The organism is Paludibaculum fermentans (assembly GCF_015277775.1).
Classification (GTDB): Bacteria; Acidobacteriota; Terriglobia; order Bryobacterales; family Bryobacteraceae; genus Paludibaculum; species Paludibaculum fermentans.
Map to the genome: position 1 here is coordinate 7,089,733 of NZ_CP063849.1, position 12,018 is coordinate 7,101,750.

Genomic DNA, 12,018 nt, shown 5'->3' on the forward strand with positions numbered 1-12,018 from the left:
AGATGAGCAGCCCTAAAGACGACATCGACCGGATCTTCCACGCGCTGGGCGATCCCACGCGGCGGGCGCTGGTGGAGCGCCTGAGTGCGGGTCCGATGTCGGTGTCGTCGCTCGCAACTCCGCTCGACGTGACCCTGACGGCAGTGATGCAGCATCTGCAGGTGCTGGAGGAGAGCGGCTTGGTGCGTACGGAGAAGGCCGGCCGGGTGCGAACCTGCCGGGTGGAGCCGGCCGGGTTTGCGGTGCTGCAGAAGTGGCTCGCGGAACGCCGCTCGATGTGGGAACGCCGTTTGGACTTCCTGGGCGATCTGCTTGCCGAGGAAGACGAGGGCGGCTGAGGCGCCGTGATGGGGAGCCGGCCGGGCGGCCCTAATGTGCGGCAGCCAAGGCGAGTACGGGTGCGGGGGTGCGGACTGCCCGTACCCTCGGCCGCAGGTCATGAATCGGGGTGGCCGAGCCGCTGCCCTGGACGGCATAGCCGATGCAATCGATGGTGAGGTGGATCGCGCTCAATTGGGAGAGGTCGATCACCGAGGGTTGAGAGACCTGCAGGCGGAACGTGGTGGCTACGCCGCGGCCCCAGAAGGAGAAGGGCGGACCCGGCTCCGCCGACGATTGCGGATTCGCGGGGATCTTTGATTTCAACGTGCCGACTCCGGGGCTGCAGGCAAACAGTTCAGAGCGTGGGAGCAGGATGAGTTCGGAGGTTGTGCCGTCCGTGCGGCGCTTCATGGTCCAGTGGCCGGAGTGGGTGACCCAGATGTTGGCGCTTTGGGCGGAGGTGGCTCCGGTGAGTTCCAGGCTCATGGCGTTTACCTTCAGCTCAAACATTTTGTCGGGCATGTCTGTGAGTTCGAGGCTGAAGTCGAGGGTCTGGCCGCCGGCGAAGGCCTGCAGTTTAGCGGCATCGGTGATGGTGACGCTGAGCTGCGGATGAATGACGTCGAAGCCGATTTGGGCGGTATTCAACTGCTGAAAGATTTGATCCCAGGCAAGGACCTGGATAGCCATACCGGAGAGGCTGGTGAGGCTGGCGCTGGCGCGGGTAGCTGGAGACAGGCTGCGATCGATGTCGGGGTGCAGGAAGCCGTAATCGAAGCGCAGTCCGGAGATGCGGTCCAACTGGTAGATCTCGCGAGCGCGCTGGGCAAGGAAGACGTCTTCCATCACCATGTCGACTACGTCCCGCGCGGAGCGGATGAGCAGGCCGGTGGCCGCCTTCAGCGCGGCTGCGTCAGCGGACCAGTGGGCCAGGGTCGATTGGACTTGCGCTAGCTCGGCGGCAAGATTACTGGCACGGAACTGGGCCGCGGCGACGCGCGACTTCGCCTGGGTTTCGCGCAGGCCCGCGACCATCTTTTCGCGCACCAGCAGGATCTGCTGCTTGAGCAGTTTGCCGATGGCGTCCTGGCCGGGCAGCGACATGGCGTTCTCGAGATCGGCCATGACCTTGCCGAAGCTGATGAAGGAATTCGTGCCTTCGATGAGATCCTTGAAGCCGCCGCCGAGCTTCTTCACCTCCTCGATGTCCTCCGAGGTATTGCTGTTCGGATCAGGCTTCTCCTTCATGAATTTCAGGAACTGCACGAGGTCGAGGCCATCGGTGACGCGCTGTAGCGTGGCGAGTCCGCCGGCGACTGAGACGATGGCGCCAACTCCGGTGGCCATGCCAACGACCACGCCGGCGATGGAGCCTACATCCGAGAGAATGCCGCTGATGCTGAAGCGGCTCTCGCGGATGGTCTCGATCTGTTTGCCGAGGTCATCGATCTGGAGTTGGAGGTTTGCGCCCTCGGCCTGGGCGATGCGCACATCCTGTTGGGCGATGGCGGCGTCGGCCTGGGCTTCCAGCCGGCGGTTGGCCAACTGCGTGGCCATGAGTGTGAGGCTGTCGCGGATGGAATCGGCGATGGTTTCCAGGGTGACCACCGAGACGTAGGCTTGGAAGGAGTTCTGGACGAGGGCGATTTCCGCGGTCAGATTCTGGGAGAGGGCTTGGAAGTCAGGGGCAATGTCTAGGTCGCGAGCCAGCCCGGATGGAGTCTGGCGGTTGGCGATGCGGTCGCGGACGGTGAGGGCATCGGGATCATTCGGGTTGATCGTCAGGGCAGCCTGCGCCTCTTCGAAGGCGAAGAGCTGGGAGCCGGGATCAAACCTGCGGAAGAAGAAGCCGGCCACTTCGGCACGGTAAGCGGCCCAGGCCTGGGCGGAGGCGGCGTCGAGGAGCGTCCACACCTGCTCCGCGGCCACCTGGGCGATGTCGGTGGTGCCCACTCCGCCGGATCTGCCGAGTTTCCCGCCACGTCCCCGTTTACCGCGTGGTTTGCCTGGCCCGCCGGCTCCACCCGTTCCCCCGCGGCCTCCTTTCCCGCCTGGCGCACTGGCGGTGGGCTTGGGGGTTGCCGAGGCATAGCGAACGAGAATCCTGCCGCCGGCCCCGCCGCTGCCTCCGTTCTCTCCGTCTCCTCCCGCGCCTCCTGGCAGCACGATGGGTTTACCACCGCCTTCCGGGCGTTGAATGCCGCTCTCGCCCGGTTCGCCGTTTGCGCCGTCTTCGCCTACCAGGCCGGAGGCGGTGATGGCCAAGGGGGCTCCGGTGATGACGCGGGCGAGCACAGTGACGGAGGGGGAAGGATTGCCGCCGACTCCCGCCAGAGAGGTGCCCGCGTTCCGGACGACGTTCAGCTGCTCGGCCAGGATGATGTAGTTGCAATCCGGCAGCAGGCCGATCAGTGTCACCTGCCGGCCGCCTAGCACCAGGGTGTCGCCTGCTTTGGCCTGGATAGAAGCCGGGATACTCTCGTCGATGCTGAGAGTGTCCCGGAAGAACCGAATGGTATCCGGCATGGTTTGAGCCCTCCTGAGCGCGTAGCAAGATGGGCATGCCCGCGGGAACGGCGGGCGCACGGCAGCCTCGGAGTATAGTGCCGGCAGCCCGGCAATCGTTACTGAAAATTCAAGCTGGCGGCCGGACTCAGTCCAGGCGGTTCACCAGTTCGAAGGCGGATTCGGCCGCATTGAGGTGGAACTTGGGCTCGTACCAATCGACGTTTGTCGAGGCGGTGATGATTTCTCCGGAGCGGATGAACTCCATGAAATAGAGGGTCTGCCGGTTTGTGGCCTGTCCCTGGGCGAACCATTCCCAGCGCACACGCCTGGCGTCGGCAATGCGAAACGTCGAGCGGTCGATGGTTAGTCCTTTGGGGGACCAGATCGAAAGTGTCTCGCCCTGATCGAAGAGAAGGCGTAGCGCCGTCTGTTCAATTTCGCAGGAAACCAGCGTATACACCTTGTCGTGGGGACGTCCAAACCATTCGCCCCAGAAGCGAAGGCTGCCCTTCAGCCCAATGGGGATCGCATTCCTCAGGTGGCTGGTGAGCAGCTGCAGTTCAGCCAGGACGACGGAATCGGCCATCCTGCCGAGCGAGGAAACCACGGCACCGTCTGGGGAGGAGACGAAGGGTATGCGGTAAAGCTCGGTCCAATTGGTCTCAAAGGCAGGAAAGGCGACGAGCTGGAACCAGTCCGCCGGCGCGAGGCAACCGGGGAGATGCCTGGGGAGGTCTTCCACCAGTTGCTGGTAGCCGGCATCGTCCTCAGACACGGCCAGACGCACCTCTCCGCCGAGGTCGACGAAGGTGATGCAGATCTGGTCGACGGTGGCGCAGTCCTGTTTATAGGCGAAAACAGCGCCCACTTCGTTCCACCGGATGCTGTGCTGTGTCTCGGTACTGCCGGGGCAACTGGCGAGGGACACGCCGAGTTTGTTGATGATTACGGCTCTTGGAGACGCGCTGCGGCCGGTGAGGAATTCCGTCCACCAATCCCGGACCCGGCTGAGCAGAGTCATTCTCTCCATTGTGCCCTAACCGCCTGTGGTTACAGGGGATTGGCGATGATTGAGAAGGCTAGGAATCGTCCGGTGACGTGCAGGTGATTCCCCTAATTGGGGGAGACGATCCTGGCAAAAAGAGGTACTGGAAAATGCCCTTTCCGCAGGATGCCGGAGGAGGGTGTGGCGCCTATAGTTGGAATAAGGAAGGGTGCCTCCGGGATTGCGGAGGATATGATGTCCCCTCAAACTACCTTGGAAACAGGCATACCCCAGATCTCGGTGCACCGTGTGGAAGCGGACGGCGTGAGTGTGTTTTACCGGGCAGCGGGTCCGGTTGGCGCTCCGGTGGTCTTGCTCCTGCATGGATTCCCCACTTCCTCGTTTCAGTTCCGGACGCTGATGCCGCTGCTGGCCAGCCGGTATCGGGTGATTGCCCCCGATCTTCCCGGCTTTGGATTTACAGAAGTGCCGGCAGAACGCGGGTACAAGTATTCCTTCGACGCGTTGGCCGGCACATTGGCGGCTTTCACGGAGGCCCTGCGGCTGGAGCGGTTCGCCCTTTATGTGTTCGACTATGGAGCGCCGACAGGCTTTCGCCTGGCGATGGCCCAGCCGGAGCGGATTGCCGCCATCATTTCGCAGAACGGGAATGCGTATGAAGAAGGCTTGAGCGGGGCGTGGGCGCCACTGCGGCACTACTGGCAGGCGCCGACAGCGGAGAACCGCCAGGCGGTCCGGGCGGTGTTCTCTCCGGAGGGCATCCGGATGCAATATACATTCGGGGTTCCCGATCCGGAAGTGATTGCGCCCGAAGGGTATACGCTGGATGCCGCCATGGTCGGGCGACCGGGCAATGACGAGATCCAGCTGGATCTGTTCCTGGACTATGCCAGCAACGTGAAGCTTTATCCGGCGTTCCACGAATATTTCCGAAGGTGGCAGCCTCCGTTATTGGCGGTCTGGGGCCGGAACGATCCGTTCTTCGTGCCCGCGGGGGCCGAAGCGTACCGGCGGGACAATCCGAATGCGGTGGTTCAGTTCGTGGACACAGGGCATTTCGCGCTGGAGACGCACGTTGTCGAGATTGCAGCGGCGATGAACGAATTCCTGGCGGCGCCTCTGGGCGGCTGGGGCAGGGAGGCTGATTGACAAGAAGTGAACCCCAGACGGAAGCCTACGACCTGTTGGTGTTGGGCAGCGGCGAGGCCGGGAAGTACATTGCCTGGAACGAAGCAGCCTCGGGCCGGAGGACGGCGCTGATTGAGCGGCGCTACATTGGCGGGTCGTGCCCGAACATCGCCTGCCTGCCGAGCAAGAACATCATCTATTCGGCGAGTGTTGCCCATTTGGCGGGACAGGCGGCCCAGTTCGGGCTGCATCCGGCGGAACCGGGTGTCGAGATGGAGACCGTGCGCGGCCGCAAACGGACGATGGTTGACGGACTGATCAAAGTGCACGAGGGGCGGTTCGCCCGGACCGGTGTGGAGCTGATTCGCGGGGAGGGCCGGTTTAGCGGCCCCCGAACGATCGAGGTGGCCCTGGACGGCGGCGGGGTGCGTGTCCTGACGGCTGAGCATGTCGTGATCAGCACAGGGTCGAGGGCCTCGATCGACCCAATTCCCGGACTGGTGGAGAGCGCTCCGTTGACTCATGTGGAGGCTTTGGAGTTGGGCGTAGTCCCGGCGAAACTCGTGGTGCTTGGCGGCGGGTATGTCGGCCTGGAACTGGCGCAGGCATTCCGCCGGCTGGGCAGTGAGGTCACGATCGTGGACCGCAACCAGCGGCTGCTGTCGCGTGTGGATGAAGACGTGGCGGAGGCCGTGACTCGGTCGTTCCTGAGGGAGGGCATCGAACTGGTGACCGGGGCCCGGGTGACGCAGGTAGAGGGCCGCACAGGCGAGCAGGTGGTGCTGTACCTGGAAGGCGGGCAAGGAACGCCGCGGGTGAGCGGCACGCACCTGCTGGTCGCGACAGGCAGGATTCCGAATACCCAGGGGATCGGCCTGGAGGCGGCTGGGGTGGCACTGACAGCGGCGGGTTTCGTTCAGGTAGACGAATGCCTACGGACGACCGCCGAAGGCGTATTCGCGGTGGGGGACTGCGCCGGGAGCCCCCACTTCACGCACGTTGCCTTCGATGACCATCGGGTGGTCCGCGAGACTTTGGCCGGGCGGAGGCGCGTCACCACGGGCCGGCTTGTGCCCTCATGTTTGTTTGTGGACCCGGAACTGGCGCAAATTGGGCTAAGTGAGACTGAGGCCCGGAAGACGAACACACCGTACCGCCTGCTGAAGTTGCCGATGGCGTCGGTGCTGAGGGCCGTCACGACCGGGCACACGGAGGGTTTTCTCAAGGCGCTGGTCGGGGTGGACGATGACCGGATTCTGGGTTTCACGGCACTAGGTTCCAGTGCCGGCGAAATGATGGCTACCGTGCAACTCGCAATGAGCGCGGGGCTGCCCTATACAGCATTGCGTGACTCCATTTTCGCTCATCCAACCTATTCCGAAGGGCTGGTTTACCTGTTCTCGGCGGCACCCACGCGAGTTGTATGATCAGCGGCCGTTGAATCGCGAGCCGTCCGGCCTGCGTCGTTGCCCGGTCCAGCCAACCTGCGGACGGGGAGGCAGAAACCGGCTTTGACCGCGTACGGTCATCTGACCGCATATCGTTAGCGCGTCCCGCAGCCGTAAAGAGCACAAACACCGGCAACCCACTGCAAGGGAGACGAATGGCGGGAATTCGTTGTTCTGGATTGGTGGTCCTGATCGTGCACTTGGTCACGTTGTCTGATCCACGCGTATCAAAGGACCACCATGAAAGCTCTCACTCCGTACTCGTTTCTCCTGGCACTGGCGCTGGCGGGGGCACTGACAGGCTGCGCAACCCAATCCACGAAAGCGGCGGACGTTACCGACAGCGTTCGCGCCTCGCTGGACACAGCGGGTTTTAAAGACGTCTCGGTCAAAGAGGATCAGGCCAAGGGCGTTGTCACTTTGGGCGGACATGTCACCCAGGACGCTGACAAAGCGCAGGCGGAGTCCATTGCGAAGTCCCTGGCTGGTGCCCAGGTTGTGTCGAACCAAATCGAAGTCATTCCGGTTGGCGTCGAGAGTGACGCCAAGAAGGTGAACTCCGATCTCGACAAGGCCATTGAACACAATCTGGATGCGGCGCTGATCCAGGCGAAGCTTCATGACAACGTGAAGTACTCGGTCAAGAATCACGTCGTCACCCTAAGCGGCGAAGTCACGTCCCAGGCGGCCCGCACACAGGCCCAGGATCTAGCCGCCGCGGTACTGAACGTGCAGCAGGTAGTCAACGAACTACAGGTCAAAGCCCAGAAAGCCAGTTCGACAAAGTGACGAGGGATTGCCGCAGAAGCAAGTCAGTCTTTTTGCGTGATGGGCAGCCTGTCCGCCGGGCTGCCGGGCTTTAGCTAGAAAGGACAGTCATGTCATTTGGAATCTACATCGTTGGCTTCCTGATCGTGATCGGCGGACTCATCTATGGCGCTGCGCTGCTGCACGTGGCGACGCAATGGATTGTGGTTGGCGCCCTCGTGCTGGTGGGCCTCGCCTTGCTGAAGGGCGTTCAGGCCACAAGAGGGAAGGACTCTTCCAGTTAGAGGCCGGGATATCCGGTGTGGACCAGCGCGCGGGCACTGGATTCTGGCCTTCTCCCACAATCGAGGGCCACCAAAAATTGGGCCTTACCGTGCAGCGCAGTAATTGAACGAGATCAAGAAGGAGCAACAAATGCATCAAACACAGACTGTTTTACTGCCGTTTCCCACGCGAATCGACCTGCCGGAAGCCGAGCGGGAACCCATGGTTGAACTGCTCAACGCCCGTCTCGCGGACACTGCCGATCTCTATTCGCAGATCAAGCAGGCGCACTGGAATGTGAAGGGTCCCAACTTCTTCCAGTTGCACACTCTGTTCGATCAGCTGGCCGGGGAGATCTTCCCGTTCATCGACCTCATCGCTGAGCGCGCTACCGCGCTGGGTGGAGTGGCCACCGGGACGGTGCGCATGGCCGCAGGGAGTTCGACCTTGCCCGAGTATCCACTGGATGCAGTCGACGGGCAACGCCATGTGGCGGCACTGATCGACCGGTACGCCCTGTACACCGCCTCGATCCGAAAGGCCATCGATGTGGCCGACGAGAATCGTGACAGATCGTCAGCCGATCTCTTCACCGAGGTTTCCAGAACGGCCGACAAGCAGTTGTGGTTCCTGGAAGCCCACGTTCAGTTCTAGGCAGCACCAATCGACGACGCCGGCGGTGTTTCATCGCCGGCCAGGCGCGTCCCATAAGCCAAAGGAAAATTTGAATGCCCTACATCACTGCCGGCAGGGAAAACTCCGGCAACATTAACCTGTACTACGAAGATCACGGTTCGGGCCAGCCGGTCGTCCTGATCCACGGTTATCCATTGAGCGGCGCTTCGTGGGAGCGGCAGACGGCAGCGCTGTTGGCCAAGGGATACCGGGTGATCACCTACGACCGCCGCGGATTCGGCAAGTCCAGCCAGCCTGCATCCGGCTACAACTACAACACTTTCGCCCAGGATCTGCGTGAACTGGTGACGCAGTTGGAGCTGCGCGATTTTGTGCTGGCCGGTTTCTCCATGGGTGGGGGTGAAGTGGCCCGGTACCTGGGTGTGTATGGAGACGCGGGGGTCAGCAAGGCTGTCTTCATTTCCTCCGTGCCGCCTTTCCTGCTGAAGACTGCGGACAATCCTGACGGCGTGGATGGGTCGGTCTTCGGGGCTATCCAAAAAGAAATTGTGGCCGATCGCTACGCGTTCTTCAGTTCGTTCTTCCGCAACTTCTATAACGCGGATGTCCTGTTGGGGCAGCGCGTCAGCGAGCAGACGGTGCAGGCCAGCTGGAACGTCGCGGCCGGGGCTTCCGCAACGGCGTGCCTCGACTGCGTGGCGACGTGGCATGAAGATTTCCGGGGCGACCTAGCTCGAATCAAAGTGCCGACGCTGGTCATTCACGGGGATTCCGACCGTATTGTGCCGATCACGGCATCAGGACTGCTTACCGTCAAACTCGTTGCTGGTGCGCGTCTGTACGTAGTGAAGGATGGGCCCCACTGCATCACGTGGACCCATGCGGATGATGTGAATCGCGAGCTGATCAATTTCCTGGGTGCGGATGCCGAGACGGTTACCGGCTCCGGCCTGTCAAGCGCGACCACGGCTTGACCATCGATTCCTGAGTCGCTCCTCAAGGGGAAGCCAGCATAGTTTGGCATCCCCTTTTTTTCTCTCGAGGCGTGGTGACCGGACGGCGAACCGACTGCGGGATCACCGCCTTCCGCCAAGCTCACTACACCGCGAAATCGATATGCCCGAGCTGCGGGTCCGTGTGGACGAGCTTCACCTTTAGCTGGTCACCCACATCCACACCCTGCTGGCCGCGAACGAGCAAGCCCTCTACCGGTGGATTCAGTACGCGGACGAAGACGCCTTTCGGTGTCACGCCCGTTACGACCGCCGCGAAGGTCTCCCCGATACGATGCTCCAGCGCCACTGCGGCAATGCGCTTGTTCATCACCCGTTCCACTTTGCGAGCAGCATTCTCGCGGAGGGTGCAGTTCCTTGCAATGGATTCCAGTTGCTCGCCGGAATAGGGCACGGCCTGGCCGGCCAGCACGCATTTCATCAGACGTTGTGTTACCAGATCAGCGAAACGCCGGTTCGGCGCCGTGGAGTGAGTATAGTCGTGAGCGGCGAGTGCGAAGTGGCCCTGATTCGTGTCGCCGGGCCGGGCGAAGGAGTATTCACCAGAACCCATCAGCTTGACCACCGCCAGGGACAGGTCCTCGAAGTGGACCGGGTCGGCCGCCCTCCTCCTCTCCAGAAATGCGTTGAGAGCTCCGGAATCCGCCGTTGCCGGGAGTGTTTCGCCGTAGCGGGCGGCGAGTTCCACGATGCGCGGCCACCGCTCCGGGGTCTTGACGACGCGCCGCAGGGAAGGAGCGCCGGCATTCAGCAGGGTGTGGGCCATGACTCCGTTGGCGGCAATCATGAAGGTCTCGATCAGGGCAGTGGCCCGGTTCTTTCCGCGGGCGTTGATTCCTTGCAGGCGTCCGCCGGAAAGGATGGCCTCGGCCTCGACACGATCGATATTCAAAGCGCCCAGGCGATGACGTTCTCGAGAGAGCAGTTGAGCGGCCTCATCCTGAAGTTTGATTTGTGAGTTCAGCTCCGGTTGGGCGGTGACTTTGGGTGGTGCTCCGGCCGTGCCTTCCAGCCAGGGCCCCACTGCGTTGTAGGTCAACTGTGCGCGATTGCGCACCAGGGCACGATAGATGTCACTGGAGGCAATAGCTCCGTCTCCGGCGACCACCATTTCCACAATCATCGCCAGACGATCGGACGCCTCGTTGAGAGAGGTCAGATCGGTCGACAGTTCTTCCGGCAGCATCGGAAACGTCTTGATGCCTGTGTAGACTGATGTCGTCTGCGACGCGGCATGCCCATCGATGGGGGTGCCGGAGGACACGGCGGAGTCGACATCCGCTATGGCGATAAGCACTCGAATACCAGCCTGGACGCGTTCAGCGACTTCCAACTGATCCAGATCCCGCGAAGTGTCGTTGTCGATGGACGACCACTGCAGATGGCGCAGATCGCGGATGCCGTTCATCGCGGCCGGCGCGGGCCGCGCCTTCACCGCCGCCAGTTGGGCGTCCGTGCCAGGAGGGAAATCCGGATCGAAGCCTTCGTGAACCATCTCCTGCCGCGCGGCGGCCGCGAGGTCGAACTCACCGTCATGCATGCCCGTGATCGCCTTTCCTGCCAATATTTTGCCGCGGATCCAGCTGTGGCCTGGCGCGCAGCGCAAATCCTATTATCCGGTCACAGAGGTCACGATCATGATCAGGATGGCCAGCAGCATGACTGCGACACAAAGCCAGCCCAGCCATCGGAGTGCCGGCCCGTTGCGGTGCTCCCCCATTACATCCTTCCGGCTGGTGAGGAGTACGACGAGGATGAGCAGAGGCGGAGCCAGAGTCCCGTTCACCACAGCCGCCCAGAAGAGCATTCTGACGGCATCGAGGCCGGCGTAGTCGAGGCCGAGGCCAAGGGCCATTGCGATGGCGATGACCGCATAGAAACCATGCGCCAGAGGTGGGTGCACTTCGAGCGAGCCTACCCAGTCGGCCGCCTCCGCAATCGCGTAAGCGCACGAACCGGCCAGTACGGGCACGCCCAGCATACCGGCACCAATCAATCCCAGGCTGAAGAGCCAGTATGCCCCGTCCCCAGCCAGCGGCCGCAGAGCTTCCGCGGCATCATGAGCGCTGGAGATGGATGTCTTGCCATGCGCATGCAGAGTGGCGGCCGAGGTCAGAATGATGAAGTACATCACGAGGTTCGAGAAGAACATGCCGGTGAGTACATCGTTGCGGGACTTCTTGAGATCCTTGCGCGTCGCACCCTCGCGTTCCTTGACCGTGGCTCGCCCCAGCGCAATCTCTTCCTCCACCTCCTGGGCGGCCTGCCAGAAAAAGAGATAAGGGGAGATGGTGGTACCCAGGATGCCGACCAGGGTCGCCCAGTAGGCTCCGGTCCATTCGATGTGAGGAACCAGGGTCGCCTTCAGTACGGCAGGCCAGTCCGGGTGCGACAGGAGAGCCGCTCCAATGTAGGCGAACAGGGCCACCGTCAGCCACTTAAAGATGCGGACGATGGTGCGGTAGCTGGTCCAGAAGAGCAGGCCCACCAGCAGGACGGCATAAACCGGCGTCCAATAGAACGCACGCACTCCGGTGAGCAACTCGGTGACGTCTGCCATGCCGCCCAGGTCGGCGGCAATGTTGACGACATTGGCCACCAGCAGCAGCACACAGGCGCCCCATAGAGCCCAACGCGGGTAGCGGGTTCGGATGACGCTGGCCAGTCCGAGCCCCGTCACCATACCGAGGCGCGCGCACATCACCTGCACCGCGGCCATCAGGGGAAAGGAGAAGATAGCGGTCCAGAGCGGCGCATAGCCGAACGCGGCACCCGCCACGGAGTATGTTGAGATGCCGGACGGATCGTCGTCCGCGGCGCCTGTAATCAGGCCGGGACCCAGGTCTGAAAAGAAGCGGCGAAAACGCCCGCGCAGGACAAACGCGGTCCTGACCGCGGTGGAGGTCCGTTTCAACACCTTGCTGCG

11 protein-coding genes are annotated in these 12,018 nt (G+C 62.5%); 7 read left to right on the forward strand and 4 right to left on the reverse strand.

Annotated elements, in window-relative coordinates:
* The first annotated feature begins 2 nt into the window (after positions 1-2).
* Entirely contained in the window at positions 3-338 is a 336-nt protein-coding gene (locus tag IRI77_RS28060) for an ArsR/SmtB family transcription factor (RefSeq protein WP_194448285.1), read from the forward strand.
* A gap of 31 nt (positions 339-369) precedes the next feature.
* On the opposite strand, the gene IRI77_RS28065 is transcribed toward IRI77_RS28060, so the two are convergent.
* Both IRI77_RS28065 and IRI77_RS28070 read right to left on the reverse strand, forming a co-directional pair.
* Complete coding sequence (locus IRI77_RS28065; RefSeq protein ID WP_194448286.1) at positions 370-2,847, reverse strand: hypothetical protein; 2,478 nt, start codon at positions 2,845-2,847, stop codon at positions 370-372.
* A 127-nt stretch (positions 2,848-2,974) separates the two neighbouring features.
* Positions 2,975-3,850: a hypothetical protein gene (locus IRI77_RS28070; RefSeq protein ID WP_194448287.1), complete on the reverse strand. Its 876-nt coding sequence runs from the start codon at positions 3,848-3,850 to the stop codon at positions 2,975-2,977.
* A 216-nt stretch (positions 3,851-4,066) separates the two neighbouring features.
* Between IRI77_RS28070 and IRI77_RS28075 the strand changes: the two genes are divergently transcribed.
* From IRI77_RS28075 to IRI77_RS28100, 6 genes are all read left to right on the forward strand, one after another.
* On the forward strand, positions 4,067-4,984 hold the full coding sequence (locus tag IRI77_RS28075; RefSeq protein ID WP_228486353.1) for an alpha/beta fold hydrolase: 918 nt from the start codon (positions 4,067-4,069) through the stop codon (positions 4,982-4,984).
* Positions 4,981-6,390 carry a dihydrolipoyl dehydrogenase family protein gene (locus IRI77_RS28080; protein WP_194448288.1) on the forward strand — a complete coding sequence of 470 codons (1,410 nt, stop codon included), beginning with the start codon at positions 4,981-4,983 and terminating at the stop codon, positions 6,388-6,390. Before IRI77_RS28075 ends, IRI77_RS28080 begins: the two co-directional genes overlap by 4 nt.
* A gap of 261 nt (positions 6,391-6,651) precedes the next feature.
* On the forward strand, positions 6,652-7,200 hold the full coding sequence (locus IRI77_RS28085; RefSeq protein ID WP_194448289.1) for a BON domain-containing protein: 549 nt from the start codon (positions 6,652-6,654) through the stop codon (positions 7,198-7,200).
* Positions 7,201-7,289: 89 nt separating this feature from the next.
* Positions 7,290-7,463, forward strand: coding sequence for a hypothetical protein (locus IRI77_RS28090; RefSeq protein WP_194448290.1), 174 nt, complete (start codon positions 7,290-7,292; stop codon positions 7,461-7,463).
* A 130-nt stretch (positions 7,464-7,593) separates the two neighbouring features.
* A complete protein-coding gene (dps, locus tag IRI77_RS28095; protein WP_194448291.1) occupies positions 7,594-8,097 on the forward strand; it encodes a DNA starvation/stationary phase protection protein Dps in 504 nt (167 codons plus the stop codon).
* Between the two features lie 74 nt (positions 8,098-8,171).
* A complete protein-coding gene (locus IRI77_RS28100; protein WP_194448292.1) occupies positions 8,172-9,053 on the forward strand; it encodes an alpha/beta fold hydrolase in 882 nt (293 codons plus the stop codon).
* Between the two features lie 124 nt (positions 9,054-9,177).
* Here the strand turns inward: IRI77_RS28100 and IRI77_RS28105 are convergent, their stop codons facing one another.
* Both IRI77_RS28105 and IRI77_RS28110 read right to left on the reverse strand, forming a co-directional pair.
* Positions 9,178-10,632 carry an RNB domain-containing ribonuclease gene (locus IRI77_RS28105; protein WP_194448293.1) on the reverse strand — a complete coding sequence of 485 codons (1,455 nt, stop codon included), beginning with the start codon at positions 10,630-10,632 and terminating at the stop codon, positions 9,178-9,180.
* 72 nt (positions 10,633-10,704) lie between these two features.
* On the reverse strand, positions 10,705-12,009 hold the full coding sequence (locus IRI77_RS28110) for an NRAMP family divalent metal transporter (protein ID WP_228486354.1): 1,305 nt from the start codon (positions 12,007-12,009) through the stop codon (positions 10,705-10,707).
* Positions 12,010-12,018: the final 9 nt, after the last annotated feature.